16 protein-coding genes are annotated in these 19,077 nt (G+C 57.9%); 5 read left to right on the top strand and 11 right to left on the bottom strand.

What is annotated here, in order from left to right; translation table 11 throughout:
* Positions 1-33: 33 nt before the first annotated feature.
* From uvrB to Q8N00_07090, 6 genes are all read right to left on the bottom strand, one after another.
* On the bottom strand, positions 34-2,040 hold the full coding sequence (uvrB, locus tag Q8N00_07115; protein MDP2382558.1) for an excinuclease ABC subunit UvrB: 2,007 nt from the start codon (positions 2,038-2,040) through the stop codon (positions 34-36).
* Positions 2,041-2,156: 116 nt separating this feature from the next.
* On the bottom strand, positions 2,157-3,497 hold the full coding sequence (locus tag Q8N00_07110) for a DEAD/DEAH box helicase (GenBank protein MDP2382557.1): 1,341 nt from the start codon (positions 3,495-3,497) through the stop codon (positions 2,157-2,159).
* Positions 3,498-3,647: 150 nt separating this feature from the next.
* Positions 3,648-3,947, bottom strand: coding sequence for an RNA-binding protein (locus tag Q8N00_07105; GenBank protein MDP2382556.1), 300 nt, complete (start codon positions 3,945-3,947; stop codon positions 3,648-3,650).
* Positions 3,948-4,213: 266 nt separating this feature from the next.
* On the bottom strand, positions 4,214-5,014 hold the full coding sequence (locus tag Q8N00_07100; GenBank protein MDP2382555.1) for a hypothetical protein: 801 nt from the start codon (positions 5,012-5,014) through the stop codon (positions 4,214-4,216).
* 16 nt (positions 5,015-5,030) lie between these two features.
* On the bottom strand, positions 5,031-5,288 hold the full coding sequence (locus Q8N00_07095) for a hypothetical protein (protein ID MDP2382554.1): 258 nt from the start codon (positions 5,286-5,288) through the stop codon (positions 5,031-5,033).
* Positions 5,289-5,298: 10 nt separating this feature from the next.
* On the bottom strand, positions 5,299-7,356 hold the full coding sequence (locus tag Q8N00_07090; protein ID MDP2382553.1) for a thioredoxin domain-containing protein: 2,058 nt from the start codon (positions 7,354-7,356) through the stop codon (positions 5,299-5,301).
* 107 nt (positions 7,357-7,463) lie between these two features.
* Between Q8N00_07090 and Q8N00_07085 the strand changes: the two genes are divergently transcribed.
* Positions 7,464-9,020 carry a M28 family peptidase gene (locus tag Q8N00_07085; GenBank protein ID MDP2382552.1) on the top strand — a complete coding sequence of 519 codons (1,557 nt, stop codon included), beginning with the start codon at positions 7,464-7,466 and terminating at the stop codon, positions 9,018-9,020.
* A 103-nt stretch (positions 9,021-9,123) separates the two neighbouring features.
* Here Q8N00_07085 and Q8N00_07080 read toward each other — a convergent pair whose 3' ends face one another.
* Complete coding sequence (locus Q8N00_07080) at positions 9,124-9,576, bottom strand: hypothetical protein (protein ID MDP2382551.1); 453 nt, start codon at positions 9,574-9,576, stop codon at positions 9,124-9,126.
* Positions 9,577-9,590: 14 nt separating this feature from the next.
* Between Q8N00_07080 and Q8N00_07075 the strand changes: the two genes are divergently transcribed.
* From Q8N00_07075 to Q8N00_07065, 3 genes are read left to right on the top strand one after another with little or no spacing between them, the layout of a single operon-like run.
* Positions 9,591-11,192, top strand: coding sequence for a TolC family protein (locus tag Q8N00_07075; protein MDP2382550.1), 1,602 nt, complete (start codon positions 9,591-9,593; stop codon positions 11,190-11,192).
* A 12-nt stretch (positions 11,193-11,204) separates the two neighbouring features.
* The gene (locus tag Q8N00_07070; protein MDP2382549.1) at positions 11,205-11,918 is read left to right on the top strand and encodes a CPBP family intramembrane metalloprotease; all 714 of its coding nucleotides are present in this window, start codon (positions 11,205-11,207) and stop codon (positions 11,916-11,918) included.
* Between the two features lie 31 nt (positions 11,919-11,949).
* A complete protein-coding gene (locus tag Q8N00_07065; GenBank protein MDP2382548.1) occupies positions 11,950-12,288 on the top strand; it encodes a DUF3147 domain-containing protein in 339 nt (112 codons plus the stop codon).
* 155 nt (positions 12,289-12,443) lie between these two features.
* Here the strand turns inward: Q8N00_07065 and Q8N00_07060 are convergent, their stop codons facing one another.
* On the bottom strand, positions 12,444-13,022 hold the full coding sequence (locus Q8N00_07060) for a hypothetical protein (protein MDP2382547.1): 579 nt from the start codon (positions 13,020-13,022) through the stop codon (positions 12,444-12,446).
* 184 nt (positions 13,023-13,206) lie between these two features.
* Here Q8N00_07060 and uvrA point away from each other — a divergent pair, with 184 nt between their 5' ends.
* On the top strand, positions 13,207-15,996 hold the full coding sequence (uvrA, locus tag Q8N00_07055) for an excinuclease ABC subunit UvrA (GenBank protein MDP2382546.1): 2,790 nt from the start codon (positions 13,207-13,209) through the stop codon (positions 15,994-15,996).
* A 15-nt stretch (positions 15,997-16,011) separates the two neighbouring features.
* Here uvrA and Q8N00_07050 read toward each other — a convergent pair whose 3' ends face one another.
* The 3 genes from Q8N00_07050 to Q8N00_07040 form a co-directional block, all read right to left on the bottom strand.
* The gene (locus tag Q8N00_07050; GenBank protein ID MDP2382545.1) at positions 16,012-17,238 is read right to left on the bottom strand and encodes a PDZ domain-containing protein; all 1,227 of its coding nucleotides are present in this window, start codon (positions 17,236-17,238) and stop codon (positions 16,012-16,014) included.
* Positions 17,239-17,533: 295 nt separating this feature from the next.
* Complete coding sequence (locus tag Q8N00_07045; protein ID MDP2382544.1) at positions 17,534-18,094, bottom strand: YqgE/AlgH family protein; 561 nt, start codon at positions 18,092-18,094, stop codon at positions 17,534-17,536.
* A gap of 146 nt (positions 18,095-18,240) precedes the next feature.
* Positions 18,241-19,029 (bottom strand): nitrilase-related carbon-nitrogen hydrolase, encoded by a 789-nt coding sequence (locus tag Q8N00_07040; GenBank protein MDP2382543.1) that lies wholly within the window; start codon positions 19,027-19,029, stop codon positions 18,241-18,243.
* Positions 19,030-19,077: the final 48 nt, after the last annotated feature.

Below are 19,077 nucleotides of genomic sequence, written 5' to 3'. Positions count from 1 at the left end.
CGCTGCTTACCTGAACAAGCTTTCAGCCAACTACTAGATCTCAGATTTAAATTCTAACTCTCTCAACTTCAACGCTCGAATCTTATTTCGGATGGTCGCGGCCCGCTCGAACTCCAGCTCCTTGGCGGCGGCCTTCATGTCCACTTCCAGCCGCTTGAGGGTCTGCGCAGTTGACTCCTCTATTCCTCCATAGGCAGCCGGCGTCTCGGCAACCAAATCGAGCTGGGCATAATCCAGCTCAGCCACCGCATATTCGAGGGACAAGACATCCTTCTTGATACTCGTCGGCACAATGCCATGCTTGGCATTGTACGCCGCTTGAATCGTGCGCCGGCGCCCTGTCTCATCAATTGCCATTTGCATAGAGGCTGTCACCACATCACCGTACAGGATCACGTGGCCACGAAGGTTCCTCGCTGCCCGCCCAGCCGTCTGGATCAATGCACGATAGGATCGCAGATAGCCCTCCTTATCGGCATCGAGGATCGCCACCAGGGTGACCTCCGGAAGATCCAATCCTTCGCGCAACAGATTGATTCCCACCAGCACGTCGAACGTACCGCGCCGCAAGTCCTGTAAGATTTCAGCCCGCTCCAACGTCTTAATATCAGAGTGCAGATACCGGACCTTGATGCCGAGATCGTGATAGTACTCGCTCAAGTCCTCCGCCATACGTTTGGTCAATGTGGTGATCAGCACTCGCCCGCCTTGCGCCACTTCTGCCCGCACTTCGCCAAGGAGATGATCGACTTGCCCTTTGGCCGGTCGCACCTCAATGACCGGGTCCATAAGGCCGGTCGGGCGAATGATCTGTTCGACGATCTCTCCCGCCGCATGCCCCAACTCATACGAGCCGGGGGTCGCAGAAACGCAGACCACCTGCGTGAAACAGCGCTCGAATTCGGCGAACTTAAGTGGGCGATTGTCGACCGCCGACGGCAACCGGAATCCATATTCCACCAAGGTGCGTTTTCGAGAGTAGTCGCCCTCGTACATCCCACCCACTTGGGGAATCGTCGCATGGGACTCGTCCACGATCAGCAAGAAATCTTTGGGGAAGTAATCGATGAGTGTGGGCGGCTGCTCACCGGCCGCACGACCGCTTAGATGCCGCGAATAGTTCTCAATGCCGTGGCAATAGCCCATCGCCCGGATCATCTCCAGATCAAACTTAGTCCGTTGCGCAATCCGCTGGGCCTCCACGAGCTGATTCTGTTTTTTGAAATAGGCGACTCGCTCGTCCAGCTCTTCTTCGATACCGGTAATCGCCCGCTCATACCGGTCCGGCGCAATGAGATAATGCGTGTTCGGATAGATCGCGACCTTCGGCAGCTTCCCTAGCGACTTCCCCGTGAGGGGGTCGATTTCGTGAATGGCATCGACCACGTCGCCAAATAACTCGATGCGGACAGACACCGCGTCATTCGAAGCGGGAAACACCTCGATGACATCGCCGCGAGCCCGGAACGTGCCGCGGTGGAAATCCGTATCGTTACGGGCATATTGAATCTCGACCAGTTTCGCCAGAATCTTCTCCCGCCTGACCTCCATCCCCTCTTCGAGGAAGACCACCATCTCGTGATAGACCTCCGGCGACCCCAGTCCGTAAATACAGGAGACCGACGAGACGATCAGCACGTCGTTTCGTTGAAGCAGCGCGGACGTCGCCGCATGCCGCATCTGGTCAATCGCGTCGTTGACCGATGCATCTTTGGCGATGTACGTGTTGCTTTGGGGAATGTAGGCTTCCGGCTGGTAGTAATCGTAGTAGCTGACGAAATACTCCACCGCGTTATGGGGGAAAAACTGTTTGAACTCTTGATAGAGCTGGCCGGCCAGCGTCTTGTTATGGACGAGGACCAAGGTGGGCTTCTGCACCTGCGCCACCACGTTGGCCATAGTGAAGGTCTTGCCGGACCCGGTGACACCGAGTAACGTTTGATGCTTCCGGCCAGCCGCAATCCCGGCCACCAACTTGTCGATGGCCTGACCTTGATCTCCGCAGGGCTTAAATGGGGCTTCGAGTTGAAACGGCGGCATAGGGCGACCTTTCGGCCGTTATCTTACCATCGCAAAAAGCGTGGCGCACAGGGCAGACAATCGCAGAATGACGGAACGCCACCGGCCCATTCCTGGTCCGGTGGCATCAGTACCACTTAATAGCGTGAATGCCTGGTCGCGCCGACCGGAGCTCCCGGTCTATGAGCGGAGCCACGGTTCTCACCCCCATGGGATCGTCGACCAGTTGATTCCGCGCCTCGGCGGGGCCGCGCGCGAGGATCCTGATAGTCGCTGGTCGGCATTGGGGCCGGAGCCGGAAGCGGAGCAAACACAGGAAGCGCGAGCTTCTTCGTCTCGATCTTCAACTGTCTCACCATGCGAAGATACTCTCGTTCTTCGGACTGAGAGAGAATCAAGAAGGTCGACCCTTCCTTCTCTGCGCGACCGGTCCGCCCGGTCCGGTGGACATAGGAGTTCGGATTGGTTGGCAATTCATAGTGAATCACCTGGACGACATCCTGAATATCCAGGCCTCTGGCTGCCACATCGGTCGCTACAAGCGAGCGAATATTGCCCGCCCGAAAGGCGCCAAGCGTCCGTTCCCGCTGCGCTTGGCTATGATTGCCGGTCAACGAACCGACCGAAGCAGGCTCGCCACCTAAATGGGCGGCCAACCGCCGCACTTTATATTTTTGATCACAGAACACCATCGACCGCTCTCCACCCTTCATGGTCTGGAGTAAGGTATGGACGAGTTGTGTGCGGACCTGGTCTCCCGGCACGACATAGTAGGCATGCACGATCGTGGTCGGGCTGTTGATCCCAGGATCGACAGAGATTCGCGCGGGATCGCGCTGCATACTCTGCGCGAGCGTCTGGATGTCCCCTGAAAATGTCGCAGAGAACAGCAGCGTCTGGCGCTCAGCCGGAAGAAGACGAATGATCCGTTGAATATCCCGCAGGAACCCGCGGTCCAACATCTGATCGGCTTCATCCATGACGAGGAACGTCACACCGCCCAGCTTCAAATGGCCGGAACCGGCCAAGTCCAGCAACCGGCCAGGCGTCCCAACCACCACCAAAGGTGGTCGTTGCAAGGCACGATATTGGCGCTCAATCGGCGTCCCACCGTACACCGACAACGACGTCACGGACGCTGGAGCATACTTGCGTAGTTCCATTTCAATCTGCAACGCCAGCTCCCGCGTGGGCGCCAACACGAGAAACTTCGGTCCTGAAGAATGGCTGGGGCCGGCGGACTTAACATAGGGGCCAGGAGCAGGCACCGAGGCCTCCCGACGCATGACTTGTTCGATAATCGGCAACAAAAATGCGAGCGTTTTGCCGCTCCCGGTTTTGGCTTGCGCCATAATATCCCGACCTTCCAGCGCCACGGGAATGGCAGCCTGCTGCACCGGGGTCGGTGTCGACAGGCCTGCCTGTAACAGGCGCTGGGCAAGGGAAGGCTGTAGATTCATATCAGCAAACGTAGACATAGAACTCCTTGTACGGGGCAAACTTCCTGGGACTGCACGGTCCGGCCTGATTAGAGGGCCGAGAAACGCATCGAGATGATGGGCAATTCTAGGAAGGAAAAGCGGGGCTGCCTGATAGGCAGCCCCGACGTGTCAAACACTCGTGACGGATTAGTACCGGTCGCCGCCTCGGCCACCACCGCCACCACCACCGGTGCGCGGCTCCTGAGGGCGTGCTTCGTTGACGGTCAACGTGCGACCACCCAACTCCGTGCCGTTTAATGCGGCTACTGCCGCCTGAGCTTCAGAATCCGAGGACATTTCCACGAATCCAAACCCGCGGGACTGGCCGGTGAACTTATCTGTGATGATTCTGGATGAAGCAACCGCTCCATGAACAGCAAACAAATCGCTCAGCTGTTGTTCAGTTGTGGAATACGGCAAACCACCGACGTAAATCTTAGAACCCATTGGGCTCCTCCTTTGAGAATATGTGTTGTCTTGGACTTGAGATCAAAGTGAGGAAGGAATGGGCCGAAGACGCAAACAGCATGGCGACTCAAGGCTGGCTTCCGATCAAATTCCTACACAAAACCAAAACAACATCTGTCCGAGGCCTTGTCACTCTCTGCGGTATCACCACCAGGCCTTGCGCGATGACACACAGGGGACACTGTACTCCTCAGCCCCATCAATTGCAAGTGATGCCGCAAGCCTGCGCAATGCCATGCGCCGATCTAATAGGCCGCGGGAGAGGACAGCGGACGCTGAGAAAACAGAGGAATGGCGTGCAAGCTGTCAAAATCTACTGCGCTGTGTCCACGCACCAGGAGCCCGACTTGACCGATCCCCAGAGACTGATCTTCAACCGACACGGCAAGCTGCCCGTCAAAGAAGGTTTCAATGAAGTCCTTGCTGATGATGGTATTCCGCTGGATTCGCAACGTATGCCAGGACACTGCTTTTGGTGCGATCGACCGCCGCCCCAGACTCAGCTCCCTTCCATCGACCACCCGAATCACCTCCATGGTCTTTGCCGCAAGATCCACCAGCGCTGCATAGAAGTTCTTGGCATCCTTCACCCCAAACACCATTCCACCGACTCCTGTTGCGGCGTCGAAGGGAAATCGCATCCTGACCGACACGTCTGGATACTCGTACTCAAGCCCATCGGCGACGATCAAACGGTAACAGGTGGCGGCCTGACACGATGACTTCACGCCCAGAATGTTGGAGGCGGACGGAGCATCGCTGCTTGGCTTGATCATCCATTCTGCAGCCGGCCCCTCGCCAAACCCCAGCATCGAGAACCCGACAGGAGATCCGCCAGGCTTCTGGAGATCGAAGGTCCACCGTTTAAACAGTCCCCCTTGGGCCTGGTCATTCAAGTTGACCTCCTTTTCCTTCCGGCTCTCTGCCTCAATGGCATGAGGTTGCTCGGCACAGAAGATCCACTCCATCGCAACCATTGCCAATGAGACGAGGAGGTAGACCATACCGACATGCCCGGACTTCCTGTTCTTTCCACAATCGCTCACGTCTCGCCTCTCAATCTTATTTTTGCTTCAATGGCCGCTGCTTCAAATCGAGAATATCCTGCTGAAACCGGTCGCGCGCTGCCGAGATGGTTTTTCTTCGTTGCCACCGGTCCCAGGTCCACCAACGAAGACGATCGCGAAACTTCACGACCGGCAGTTGAGCGCTTCCACCAGGCGCATGCTGAAACTCGTACCCCTTATGGGACTCGCGATTGTCGAAAAAACGACGATAGAGATGATCGTAGAGCCCCTTCCCCGAATCGCCTACACTCACGGTGCCCTCCCTACAATAACAGGTCCAATTGCTGGCTCTCCGTCACCGGAGGCGAGCAGGTCTGCCGCTGGCAGACATAGGCCGTCGGCTGCCCGCTGACACTGGTCTTCCCCGCGGCCAGCGGCAAGTCAGATTCTCCAGCACGAGCGGATTCGACCACGAGCACCGCACGATTCGGCAAATAGCGCCGATGGACCGTCGCGAGCAACGATTCCGTCATCGCCTCGCCGCGTGTACCGACCACAACAATTTCTTGCGGTGTCGTCAGGTACCAGTCCAACGAACAGAGCAGCGCAGATGCGCCATAGGCGTTATGCCCCATAACGCTCCGGAACACCTGGAACTGGCGTTCAGCCAGATCATGATACCGCTGCTCTCTTGTGAAAGAGAAGAGCCGCAACAAAACCGAGGCGACAATGGCGTTACCGGAGGGGATCGCGCTATCGGTCCCTGATTTCATGCGATGGAGCAAGGCCTCGTGATCGCGGCTCGTATAGAAACACCCGCCAGCCGCCTCATCCCAATATTGTTTCAAGAAACTGTCTGTCACGTCGCGAGCCTGATCCAGATACCACCGGTGCGACGTCGCTTCAAACGCATCCAGCAAAGCGGCAGCCAGACAGGCGGCATCGTCCAAATAACCGTTCAGGCGACCCTTTCCTGCCGTGACCGTCCGATAGACTCGCCCGTTTTCAACCGCATAGTCGAGCAGGAAGGTCAGCGCCCGTTCTGCTGCCGCCAGATAAGCAGGAGTCCCGAACGCATGATAGGCATCGAGATAGGCGGACACCATCATCGCATTCCAACTTGTGAGAATGTTGTCGTCCCGCTGAGGCTTCACGCGTTGGTCCCGAGCGGCACGCAACTTCACCCTGGCAGGCCGCAACAACGACTCCAACTCCTCCTGAGCCTCGGAAGTGAGCTGAACGTCACCGAGCCGATGCAACACGTTCTTGCCTTCGAAATTGCCGCTCGCGGTCACGCCATAGTGCCGGCAGAACTGCTCAGCCAATTCCGCGCCCAGCACCGAGGCAATCTCTCCCGGCTCCCAGACAAAATAGATTCCTTCCTGCCCCTCGCTGTCGGCATCCTGTGCGGCAAAGAACGCACCGTCCGGATGCGTCAGTTCACGACGCACGTACTCCAGCGTCTCTTCCACGACTTCACGGAATCGAGGCTCTTTGGTCAGACGCCACCCATCGAGATAGATCCGCACCAACTGTGCATTGTCGTAGAGCATCTTCTCGAAATGAGGAATCAACCATTGGCCATCCACGGAATAGCGATGGAACCCGCCACCAAGATGATCGTAGATTCCTCCGGCTGCCATCGTTCTCAGCTGCAAGAGCACTTGCTCTTGATGGGAGGGGTCTTTCGTCCTGGCCGTCTGACGCAGCAGCAAGTTGAGCGGGGGAACCGTCGGAAACTTCTGGCCCTCCCCGAATCCCCCATGGACCGGATCGAAAAACTGTCCTAAGCTCTTCGCCGCCTCATCGAGCAATCGATCCGTCAAGGGATCGCCCGACGGCTTCGGCGTACCCACCCGCAACAACCCGGCCTTGACCTTGTCCACATTCTTGCGGACATCGTCTTGATGATTCCTGTAGGCCTCGACGACCCCGTTCATGACTTCGGGAAATCCCGGCAAGTTGTAGCGGGGCGCCGGCGGAAAATACGTGCCCCCGTAAAACGGTTCTTGATCAGGCGTGAGAAACATCGTCAACGGCCATCCACCACCCCGCCCCAAAAACACTTGTGCAGACTTTTGATAGATATCGTCCAGATCCGGGCGCTCTTCGCGATCGACCTTCACGTTGATAAAGTGCTGGTTCATGAGTTCGGCAATCTGAACATTGTCGAAACATTCATGGGCCATGACATGACACCAGTGGCAGGCCGAATACCCGATGGACAACAGAATCGGCTTGTCCTCTGCCTTCGCCCGCAACAAGGCTTCCTCGCCCCAGGGATACCAGTCCACTGGATTCGTCGCATGCTGCCGCAAATAGGGGCTGGCTTCGGTCATCAGCCGGTTGGGGGAACGGTCTTCGCTCGCTAAATTGGTCATCGATTGTCTATCCTTGTGGACAGGCATAGTACATGGCCGCGAAGCCGCGCTGCAACGGACCTTCCAGGCTATGGTATAGTCCTGCCGCACCTCGAAAGGCTCACCGTATGAACAGCTCAACTTCTCACGGTTCTCGCGCCTGCATTGTCGTCACAGGCCTGGGAATCTTCCTCGTTCTGCTCTCTTTCGGTACTCTCTGCTTCGCGCAATCCGAGGAATATCATCCGGCATGGCTGCGCGCCCTCGACAGCCTCTCCCCTGAACGTATGCTCGCCGACATCACCATCCTCAGCAGCCCTTCATTCAACGGCCGCCAAACTGGCACCGCGAACGATGCCAGCTCGGCAGCATGGATCACGAGGAGGTTTCATGAGTCCGGCCTCTCACCCGCAAATGCTGGCCTCGATCCATTCATTTCGAGCGGGCCGGACCTTGGAGTCCCCAGCGGACAGATGACAACCGCCGTCACAGCCTCGACCATCGCACCGGACCCCGTCCTCCGTATTTCATCGGGCAATGATTCGCTCGTCCAGCAACTCGGGACAGACTATCTCCCCATCCTCGACTCACCCTCTGCCGAAGTGCGCGGGCCAATCGTGTTTGTAGGGTATGGAATCGTCGACGCGACGCAGGGCATCGACGACTACGCTGGAGTCGATACGACCAACGCATTAGTCCTTTTCCTCCGCGGCACGCCGCCCCATTACAAAGGGACCGTCAGCCATGCAGAGAAGGTGCGAGTCGCACGACAAAACGGCGCAATCGGTTATTTCACCGCCACTGGACCGATACTCAGCGCCTATGAGTCGCGACGCGGCGTCACGGGAAAACCTGGCGCCTTTTATGGACTCTCTCCTCGATCGGAGACCATCCCGGGAGCCTGGATTAATACCGGTCTAGCCGAGCAGATCCTCGCCACTCCCGATCAAGCACGACCAAGCCGGCTGCAGGACGTACAAGAACAGTTGAATCGCTCCCCTGCCACACAATCTATCAACACCGGCCGCTACGCCTCTCTCGATTGGCAGACTCGCCAGGAAGAAGGCCTCCTCATGAACGTGCTCGCCCTCTTACCTGGGAGCGATCCGAAGAAGACACATGAGGTGCTCATAATCGGTGCGCATCGTGACCATTTCGGACGGCAAGCCGGCCTGCTCTTCCCCGGCGCCGACGATAATGCCTCCGGCACAGCCGTGATGTTGGAAGTCGCCCGCGCCATGGCCAACTCAGAAAGACGAAGCAGAAGAACGGTCTTGTTCGTCTCGTTTAGCGGAGAAGAGCAGGGGCTCATCGGCTCGCGTCTGTTTCTCCAACGGTCGGTGGTCCCCATTGGCTCGACTAGAGCCATGATCAACATCGACCATGCGGGAATTGGAAACGGAAGGCTGACCGTCGGCGTAACAGGATTGGACAAGAGCCTCGCGGTAGAGGCGGGACAGACGGCAGGGCTCACCGACAAACTTGACCTCTATGGATTTTTCCCCGGCGGCGATCACGTGCCGTTCAAAGAGGCAGGAATCCCAACCATCACGGTCGTCAGCGGCGGAGTTCACCCACACTTCCACCAGCCCACTGACAGCGCCGACACAATCAATCCTGAGATTCTGCAAACAGTGGCTCGGTATGTCCTCGCCCTCACCTGGCAACTGGCAAATACTGAATAGAACTGGCGCAAGGCTAGGGGCAAAGGGCCAGGGGTAAAGCGAGAAATGTTCGATCTGTCAGAGGTCCGCCTCCGGCCTCTCACCCCACACCCCAAGCCTGAACTTATGGGATGTCGTCGAGAATAGTGGACTGAATCGATGGCAGTGGCGCGGTTTGGCGGGGAGGACCTGGGAGGACGAGCGCACCCCCGCTTTGGTTCCCGCCTTGGATGAGCCCGATCGAGAGTTGCGGTCCGAGTGTGCTCACAGCCCCGCTCCAAGCTTGACCGGTCGTGGGGTTCCGAAAACTGAAGGTTTGAAAATTATTCCCGGAATTGTAGAGAAATCCCTGTGTGCCCTGATTGTCGAGATAGAGGTTTCCCGGGCCGGTCAAATTGAACAGAGGCGCAACCCCTCCGTCGAATGAGCGGACACTGGAAACGGATTGAGCCCACAGGGGCGCGTCCAGCGACGGGAGCGAGAACAGCGATAGGGCCAGCGCAGCAATCACCAGAGGACGCATCAGAACCCGATGGCCCTGACCGTTGATTGCACTTAGTCCATGACAGGTTTGCATAGAATCATTATAGTATGGGCCAATATTCATTGTCGATCAAAGGGGGCGTTATGGAGCAGGGTACCAGGACACAGAGATGGTGGCGCACATGCAGCTATGCCGCTGGCATAGGCCTGCTCCTGTCACCTGGCCTCAGTTGGGGGCTGGAAGTCGGGAAGACTCCACCGGCTGAACGTCGGGAGACCATCTCCCTTGCCGACGCGGCGCTTCAAGCACTGAAGCATAACTTGGACATCAGTATCAGCCGCCAGACGAAGGAGAGCCGACAGGCGGACATTACGGTCGAACAAGCCAAGTTCGATCCGACGCTGAGCGTGAACGGACAGTACAATCGAACGGTAAACCCGCTCAACCGACCGGTGTTCGGCGGAACCGGTAACACGTTGGGCCAAATTACGACCTTCGATCAACGGAGCGAATCCGTCACCTTCGATGCGACGACGAACTTGCTCACCGGCGGCAACGTCGACCTGAACTATAGCCCCTCTCGATCGAACGTCAACCAGAATGTGGCCACCGGATTCCTCTTCAACCCCGCCTATACAGGAGGCCTCGCACTCACGCTCACACAACCCTTACTCCGCAACGCCGGCCTCGACATTACCAAGACGTTCATTCGCGTGGCGCAGAACAATGCCATCGTCGAAGAACATATCTTTCGCGACCGCGTCCTGACCGTCCTGGCCACCGTGGAGCAAACCTATTGGGAAGTCGTCTTTGCCAACGAGAATCTCAAAGTCGCCGAGGCCGCCTTGAAAGCGGCGCAGGAGCTCCTGGCCAGTAACCGGGCGAAGGCGAAGGCCGGCATCATGTCGATCGTCGATGTCCTGCAAGCCGAAGCAGCCGTTGCATCGCGGGTCGAGCAGGTGCTGGTTGCGGATAAAACGATTCGAGACCAGGAAGATCAACTGCGCCGACTCCTCAATCCGGCGGAAGAGGATTTGCGTCAAGACTTGCGTCTGACCCCACTCGACCAACCGACCGTCACGCTCGAACCGATCAGCCTGCAGGAAGCCATCGACACGGCGATCGAGCAGCGGCCGGAAATCGTCCAGGCAAAAAAGAATATGGAGACGAGCGATATCAATTCCAAGTTTGCCAAAAACCAGATTCTCCCGACCCTCTCGTTCCAAGGCACCATGGGTATGGCAGGGCTGGGAAGAGACTACGGCGATTCGGTGAACAAGAACCTGAGCGGAGACTACTACAACTATGGCGCAGGCCTCGTCCTCAGTTATCCCCTCGGCAACCGCTCAGCCTGGAGCACCTACAGCAAGCGGCAGCTCGAAGCCAAAAATGCCGAAGCCTCGCTCGTGAGCGTGCGACAGCAGATCATCGTCGGTGTGCGCGAAGCGGTCCGACGTGTCCAAACGGATTTCAAGCGGATCGAAACCACCAGATCGGCCAGAATCATGGCCGAGAAACAGTTGCAAGCGGAACAAGAGCGGCTGAAGGTAGGACTCAGCACCACTCGCTTCGTCCTCGACTTCCAGCGGGATCTTGCGACGGCCCAAGGCAATGAGTTACGCGCCACGGTCGACTACAATAAATCTCTCTCCAACCTCGCGCGGCACAAAGCCACCACTCTCGACCGCTACAACTTCCAACTAAACTAACGGTCATCTACGATGGCGCCTGAGCCCGGTCTTCATGCCACACCGGCTCAGGCCGGCGAACGGGGAGCGGCCCTCGCGCTGCTTCCCATTGCAGCGACCCTCGCGTTCTACGCCCTCCCCACCTCGCGTCAGGAACAGCCACTGCTCCAATTCGCGCCGCAACTGATCGCCTACCTTGCCCTGGGCCTCTGGGCCTCACGCAATAGCAACATCGTCTCTCGGCTGGGGCTCGAGACAAAGAAGATCGCGAGTGGCCTCCGCTGGGGACTCCTGACAGGCCTGCTGCTCGGTGGCCTGAATTCGTTCGTGATTCTCTCCGTCAATCCGTATCTGGGCTATGACATCAATTTCCTCACTGCCACACCGCATGCCCAGCTCCCTCTCCTCGTAATGGTACCCTGGTTCATCTGCGGCATCGCGCTCTGTGTGGAAGTGAACTTTCGTGGTTTCCTCTTAGGACGACTAGCTGCTCTTGAGTCGCGACTGTGGAGATCCGACCTTGCCTCCCGCCTCTCGCCGATCGCCCTCCTCACCAGCGCACTGATATTTGCTTTCGACCCCTTCATGGTGAATACTTTCCAGCATCTTCATTGGATCGCGCTATGGGACGGTCTTATCTGGGGAATCATCTTGGTACGCACAGGCAATCTCTACATCACAATCGTTGCGCATGCGATTGAAGTCATCGTGATGTATAGCGCGGCGAGATTCGCGCTGATGTCATAGGAATAATGGGAACTCACGAAGGAATCACGGCATGAACGAACTCGGCAAATATGCACTCTACTTTCTTCTCGGTGGCACCATCGTCAGCATCTCGACCTATTTCGGCTCTCAAGGCCGTTCGTTTCTCGCCGCCTTTGCCAGCACCTTTCCCGCCATCACGGGCGCAACGTTCATTCTGATTTATCTCAATGGGGGCAGCGAGTCGTTGGTGGGCTACGCAAAGCATCTCTTGTGGTTTGTGCCCCCTTGGATCGTCTACGTCACCGCCATGATTCTTGGCGTCCCACGCGTTGGATTCTGGCCGGCCATGGCCCTATCTATGACTTTATATTTCAGTTGTATCGGGCTGCTGAAGCTCGCTATCCGATAACCTCGCACGGAAGGCCACGGCCGCCGTTATATAGGCATTGAATGGAAGAGAACGAGGTTGTGGCCTCGCAGGGTGCGGAACAGCCTTTTCGCGGCGGCAGGAGTCCGATGGCGAGCTTGGCCTACGCAACTAACGAAGTGGGATGCAGGATGCTGCTAGGCGAGATGGTTGAAATGGAACCGGCTCATTTCACTCATCGCCGACACCAGCCGGTCGATCGCGACGGTGACGCAGTGACTCGCCTCGTGTGATGGCCCCTTGCCGCCGGCCCAGATATCTGGCGGCTGCTCCACCTCACAGACGTTCTGGCAAAACCTGGTAATGGACTGCTTCCAATAGGTCGGGTCCGCGGCTTCGTCGAGAAAATGCTCCCGATCCTTCGTAAAGGGCGCATCGAACTGCTTGGCCCTCATCTGCCACATCTGCTCCATCGCGTTCTGCCGTTCCTGGGTGAACTCAAGCCCCCTGGCTTTTTCGTTCAACGCGGCGAACAGTCCTCCGATCACCCGTTCAACATGCGACTCGGGAAAGGCACCGACGCAGGCTTGTACGACGAGATATTTATGAAAAATAAACACCTCGGCGCTGATGCGGGCCTCGGTGGCCGAGGGATCGTAGGCCCGCGCCAGCTCTTTCATCGCATCGCCTGAGGCACTCTCAAGGCTCGCGCCCAGCAACCCTGCTAGTTGACGCCCCAGGCCCATGTAATCCACCGGAGTCGCAGCATGTGTCATGATCGATCGTCTCTTCCCGTGAGCCAAACTCACGCCGAGCGTAATCGAGGCAAGGAGAAATTGCCAGAAAATAGTCAGACGAATCCGAGAGAAACTATTCTTGTTCCTCGCTGCTCGATCCGTCCTTGAACCCCTGCAGCCGGGTTGTTACCATGCCGCTTCTTCTTTTCCTCTCAACCGGTCTATGGCACAGATTCGACAGCCACCTGTTCCTTCCCGCGATCTCATCGTCGAAGGCGCGCGCCAAAACAACCTCAAGAACATTTCGCTCCGTATCCCCCACAATCAGGTCACAGCCATCACGGGCGTCTCAGGATCGGGGAAATCCTCTCTCGCGTTCGACACGCTGTTCGCCGAAGGCCAATGGCGCTATGTGGAATCGCTCTCCATTTATGCCCGCATGTTTCTCGATAAGGTCAACCGGCCCGATGTCGACCGGATCATCAACGTCCGGCCCGCCATTGCGATCGAACAGAAGAACCCTATCCGCACCGCCCGCTCGACGGTCGGGACCACGACTGAAATTGCCGACCTCTTGCGCCTCCTGTTCGCCAAAGTGGGCCATCCGGTCTGCCCAGATTGTTCCATCGAAGCACGCAGTTTTCATCCTGGCAGCGTCGCCGACGACCTCCTGAGTCATTGCGTCGGCACCAGAGCCATGATCCTCTTTCCGGTCAAAGCACCGGTGCCGAAGCAGGACCAGGACTTTCTCCAATCACTGTTGCTGCGCGGCTTTACCAGAGTGCGGTGTGGCGAGGCCATCCTCGACCTCCACGACACACTCGGTCTTCCCACGGTCAAACCGGACCACCTCTATGTGATCCTCGATCGGCTCGTGATCCGGGAAGACAACCGATTCCGCCTCGTCGAAGCGATTGAAACCGCCTTTCGTGAAGGCGAAGGCCAATGCCGCGTGGAGGTCATCGACCAGGGCCCCCGAACCTACAGCACAGACTTTCGTTGCCAACAATGTGGCAGAACCTTCGAACCGATTCGGCCCGTCCTCTTTTCCTTCAATCATCCGCTGGGCGCCTGTCCCGAGTGCAAAGGGTTCGGCAATATTCTGCGGTACGATCCCGACCTCGTCATCCCCGACCACGGCAAGTCTCTGGCCCAAGGCGCGATTGAACCCTGGAGCAAGCCCAGCGGCGATTGGTGGCAAAAGCAAATGTTCCTCGCCATGAAGCGACGTAAAGTCGACCTCACGACCCCCTACAAGGATCTGCCACAGACGATCCAGCAGATCCTCTGGAAGGGAGAAGGCAAGCTGGAGGGCGTACAACAATTCTTCGACTACTTGGAAGGGAAGCGTTACAAGCTGCATGTGCGCGTGATGCTCAGCCGCTACCGAACCCCGGTCACCTGTCCAAGTTGTAACGGATCTCGCCTCAGACCGGACGCCCGCTACGTAAAGATCGCAGGCAAAGACATCCATGAAGTGTCCGATCTCATGATCGAAGCGACTGCCGCTTGGGTTGAGTCCCTCACCCTCTCTCCCTATGAAGAGCAGGTCGCCCGCGACATCCTCCGACAATTAACAGCCAAGCTCGGCTTTCTCCTCCGCGTGGGCCTCAGCTACCTCACCCTTTCCCGTCAAACCCGCACGCTCTCGGGAGGAGAGGCCCAGCGCGCTACCTTGGCCAACCAACTGGGTGCCCGTCTAGTCGGGACGCTCTACGTCCTCGACGAACCGACCATCGGACTCCACCCCCGTGACACCGCCACACTCGCCGGCATCATGCGAGAGCTGGCGAGCCAGGGCAATACGGTCGTCGTCGTCGAGCATGATCGCCAGATGATGTTGGCCGCCGACTATCTCGTCGAGATGGGCCCCCTGTCCGGCGAAAAGGGCGGCGAGGTGATCTGCGCCGCGCCACGGCAGGAGTTCATCGCGGACCGGCGGTCGATCACGGCACGCTACCTGCGTGGCGAAGACGAGATTGCCACGCCTCGCGCTCGACGGAAAGGGAATGGGAAATTTCTTGTCATCGCCGGAGCCTGCGAGAACAACCTCAAAGATCTGTCCGTCCGTATTCCGCTCGGGATGCTGGTCTGTGTCACCGGCGTTTCAGGGTCCGGCAAGAGCACCTTGGTCGAAGACACGCTGTATCGCGCCCTCGCCAGGGCCTTTCGTCTTGAGTCACTGCCCATGGGCAAGTTTCGCGCGATCAAGGGAGTCGAACATCTCACCGGCATCAAACTCATCGATCAAGAACCGATCGGTCGTACGCCACGCTCGAACCCCATCACCTACCTGAAAGCGTTCGATGAAGTGCGCGCCCTCTTCGCGTCCGAGCGCGAGGCCCTCAGAAGCGGACTCACGCCTGGGCACTTCTCCTTCAATACCACCGGAGGCCGGTGCGAGAAATGCGAAGGTAGCGGCGTCGAAAAACTGGAGATGTACTTTTTCGAAGATATCTATGCGACCTGCGAGGCCTGCGACGGGAAACGATTTAAACCGAACGTCCTCTCCATCCGTTATCGCGGGAAAACGATTCATGATGTGCTGCAGATGACCGTCGACGACGGACTGGGATTTTTCAGCGGCTCACCCAAGCTCACCGAGAAACTCCACCTGCTCTCCTCCATCGGGCTGGGCTATCTCCGGCTTGGGCAAGCCGCCACGACCCTCTCAGGCGGCGAAGCCCAGCGGTTGAAAATCGCCGCAGAGCTCAAAGTCTCCTCGATAAAAAATGTGCTCTACATCATGGATGAGCCGACCACCGGACTGCATGTCGAAGACATCAAGAAACTTCTCGCGATGCTGCAGAAACTGGTGGACAGCGGCAACACCGTAGTGGTGGTCGAACATAACCTCGACGTGATTAAGACGGCAGACTGGATTATCGACCTCGGGCCAGAAGGCGGCTCGGCAGGTGGACAGATCGTAGCAGAAGGACGACCGGAACAAGTGGCGAAGATAGCGGCGTCTCACACGGGACGATTCCTCGCCCCCCTCCTGGCCCATGAATAAATAATACGCTGGCACCTACAGCCCAGGCCGTTTCTCAGCTATCAGCGTTATCGCAATTGGCTCACTCGCTCGACGCACATCCAACTGAAGGGTCTGCCCTGCATCGACGTGACAGAGCCGTTTCGCTTCCCGCGCCGTAGATACGCTAGACAATACCGCGCCGTTACAGGCGACGACTCTATCGCCTACTTTGAGGCCTGCTTTCTCGGCAGGCAGGCTGCTCCGGAGTTCCCGCACGAGGTAGTAGCGAGCGCCGGCTGATTCTTGTAAGTCCCAGTTGACGCCGATCCGTCCGGACCCGAGCAACCCTGTTTGTGAACCGAACCGGGCGAGAATGCGATGGACGATGACGCGGGCTAAGCCTTCTGGATCATTGACCGTGGCGTCGGAACCATGCCCTTCCCCGTTGAACAACAGCAGGCCACTCTCGACGTCGATCATCCGTAACGCCAGCGACACGCGGCTGACCTGGTCTCCCTCAATTCGCTCCCATTGTTGCAATTCGCCCACCACAATGGCCTGCGCCCCAACCAGCTTGCCGACTTTGAGCACGTTGGCATCGTCGGCATGGGTGAGCTGAATGACCTGTTCTTTCAACACCTCATCCAACTTCGCCCGCTCCACCATGTTCATATCGAGATCCAACAAGAGGGTGGTCACAATACCGGCAACCCGTGACCCCGATCCCGGCACACCGGGCGCATCTTCAAACAACATCACGGCCATCGTGCGATAGCGATCGATCGTGCCTCGATTGATGGGGCCGACGCCGGTGACGACCGGCTCAGGACGTCCAAGCATTCCGCCGGATCCCAGGGCGGCGGTGCCGGAGGAGGCACAGGCACGACGCCGCTGCAGAATGGCTGAGGGTGCACCCCAGGCACAGAGTTCGTCGTTCACCAGCACGATGTGGTAGGGATATTCGCGTTGGTGTTCCGCGGCAATGTTCGTGAAGGGATAGAAAATGCAGCCGCCGATCCAGACCGAAACCGGGCAGAGCGCCAACTCATAAAGCCATTGCTTGCGGGCCGTGAGGGAATATTCCCAGACCAGCAGACGGCCATCGTCGCGCAAGACACGGTCTGGGCGACCGATCTGTTCGATCACCTCGGCCTTCGTCATCGGCACGGCCAGCCGGTCCAGCTTGGATTCCGACTTCACCACGGTATAGAGCACGCCGCAGCCGGAGCAGGCACCGGCAAGGCACACCAGCACCATCCAACAGCCAAGCCGTTTGAGCATATCGGGCGACTCCTGGAAGCTAACCGCGCGAGGTCGCAGGGTACCACCCTGCGCGAGAAGGCTGCAATGGAACGGGGAAGGAGTGGGCTTGAAACAAACAAGTTAATGAAAAACTGGAGGGCACTCACTGAATCCCAACCACGAGCCACTCCCAGATAGAGAAGCCCCTAGCAGGATGCTCAAAAAGTTCGTCCAGCAAGACCGCAGCAAGTGAAGGGCCGAGGCGTACTCTCTGGGGTACGTTGAGGGTCTGAACGATGCGAGAACGACGCTGGCGGACTTTTTCAGCATCCTGCTAATTCAGGGAGGGATCGAATGGCATATCCGCATAGTGACGGTAGTCGTCACCCAGGGCGCTCACAATATCGGGCCAGATACGGGTGGGATCCTTGTCGAACACGGCATTGGGATCTGCCGGAATGGTAAACCAGGAGCCGGTCTGCATTTCAGACTCCAGTTGCCCTGGGCCCCAGCCGGAATATCCGAGGTAGGCGCGGAATGCATCATGCCCTCCGCTCGTGGTCAAAATACGATCGACCAGGTCTGTATCCCCGCCGAGGCAGATCCCATCGAACACATGATGGGAGTTCTCAGGCAGTTGATCCAAGCGATAGAGCATCATCACCTGATTCGTTTGCACCGGCCCTCCAGAGAAGAGGACATGCCGTTGGCCTTCGAGGATCGGCACTTGAGGTAACGCTTCCGAGACCGACATTGCGGTTGGACGATTGACGACGACGCCCAATGCACCCTCGGCCCCATGTTCGCAAAGCAATACGACGGTCTGCCGAAAGTTCGGATCACGCAAGGAGGGGGCGGCAATGAGGAAAATACCTTTTCCCAGTGGAGATTGCATAGATATGATCCTACGCTGCGGGCCGGTGCTGTGCAAGCGCCACGGGAAACCTCGTTCAGAACGATGAACGGGAACGCTGACAAGAGAAACGCCTCCCTGTTCAGCGCTCATCGCTCCCAGTTCAGCGTTTTCCGGCCAACATTCTGCTAGCGGTAGAGGGATTCGCGGCGGTCGCGGAGCAGATCGTTATAGGGAGTAAGAGCCTTGTTTCTCGCCTCGGCAGGATCGATCTCGACAATATGGAGTTCTTGTTGGTCGCGCGGCGCACGATGAAGAATAGCCCCGCGTGGGGAGACGATTTCGCTGCTCCCGATAAATGTCAGCGGATCTTTGCCGCCTCGCGCTTCGATCCCGATGCGATTACTCGTGACGGCAAACACTCGATTCTCCCGACACCGAACCGGCATCGAATCCGGGCAATCCGGCAGCACGAGATTCGAGGGATGGCAAATGATCTCGGCTCCCTTGAGGACCAAGGTGCGAGCCGCCTCAGGGTAGTACCAATCGAAACAGATCATCACGCCGATTTTAGCCGAGCCGATATCCCACACCTGAAATCCCGTGTCGCCTGGCGCAAAGAATAATGTTTCTTCAAAAAACAGATGGGTCTTGCGATAACAGCCGATAAATCCGGACGGGCCGACCACCACGGCAGCGTTATAACAGGTAGCCCCGGCACGCTCAGGAAGACCGGCAACGATCACCATCCGTCGCCGCTTCGCAAGGTCGATCAACCGTTGCGTCGTGGGGCCATCCGGCACCGACTCCGACAGCGCGAACACTTCTTGTTGCGACAGGAACTGATATCCGGAGGCACACAACTCAGGCAACACGATCAGATCGGCGTCAGCCCGATCGAGTACCTCCACAATCGTATCGAGATTGCGCGAGACCTCGCCGAACTCTGGAGTGAACTGAAAATACCCGACCCGCATGATTGTCATGTCCCCAGAACGGAACGGGCAGGGTCGCCCCTGCCCGTT

It is taken from the genome of Nitrospirota bacterium, from assembly GCA_030684575.1.
Taxonomy (GTDB): domain Bacteria; phylum Nitrospirota; class Nitrospiria; order Nitrospirales; family Nitrospiraceae; genus Palsa-1315.
The sequence above is the reverse complement of the archived record's forward strand: the minus strand, read 5'-3'. Positions and strand labels throughout refer to the sequence as shown.

What these genes read in the sequence shown, in the direction of transcription:
- uvrB (MDP2382558.1), bottom strand. Translation starts at nt 2,040, where the DNA reads ATGCCGCCGTTTCAACTCGAAGCCCCATTTAAGCCCTGCGGAGATCAA.
- Q8N00_07110 (MDP2382557.1), bottom strand. Translation starts at nt 3,497, where the DNA reads ATGTCTACGTTTGCTGATATGAATCTACAGCCTTCCCTTGCCCAGCGC.
- Q8N00_07105 (MDP2382556.1), bottom strand. Translation starts at nt 3,947, where the DNA reads ATGGGTTCTAAGATTTACGTCGGTGGTTTGCCGTATTCCACAACTGAA.
- Q8N00_07090 (MDP2382553.1), bottom strand. Translation starts at nt 7,356, where the DNA reads ATGACCAATTTAGCGAGCGAAGACCGTTCCCCCAACCGGCTGATGACC.
- Q8N00_07085 (MDP2382552.1), top strand. Translation starts at nt 7,464, where the DNA reads ATGAACAGCTCAACTTCTCACGGTTCTCGCGCCTGCATTGTCGTCACA.
- Q8N00_07080 (MDP2382551.1), bottom strand. Translation starts at nt 9,576, where the DNA reads ATGCAAACCTGTCATGGACTAAGTGCAATCAACGGTCAGGGCCATCGG.
- Q8N00_07075 (MDP2382550.1), top strand. Translation starts at nt 9,591, where the DNA reads ATGGGCCAATATTCATTGTCGATCAAAGGGGGCGTTATGGAGCAGGGT.
- Q8N00_07070 (MDP2382549.1), top strand. Translation starts at nt 11,205, where the DNA reads ATGGCGCCTGAGCCCGGTCTTCATGCCACACCGGCTCAGGCCGGCGAA.
- Q8N00_07065 (MDP2382548.1), top strand. Translation starts at nt 11,950, where the DNA reads ATGAACGAACTCGGCAAATATGCACTCTACTTTCTTCTCGGTGGCACC.
- Q8N00_07060 (MDP2382547.1), bottom strand. Translation starts at nt 13,022, where the DNA reads ATGACACATGCTGCGACTCCGGTGGATTACATGGGCCTGGGGCGTCAA.
- uvrA (MDP2382546.1), top strand. Translation starts at nt 13,207, where the DNA reads ATGGCACAGATTCGACAGCCACCTGTTCCTTCCCGCGATCTCATCGTC.
- Q8N00_07050 (MDP2382545.1), bottom strand. Translation starts at nt 17,238, where the DNA reads ATGCTCAAACGGCTTGGCTGTTGGATGGTGCTGGTGTGCCTTGCCGGT.
- Q8N00_07045 (MDP2382544.1), bottom strand. Translation starts at nt 18,094, where the DNA reads ATGCAATCTCCACTGGGAAAAGGTATTTTCCTCATTGCCGCCCCCTCC.
- Q8N00_07040 (MDP2382543.1), bottom strand. Translation starts at nt 19,029, where the DNA reads ATGCGGGTCGGGTATTTTCAGTTCACTCCAGAGTTCGGCGAGGTCTCG.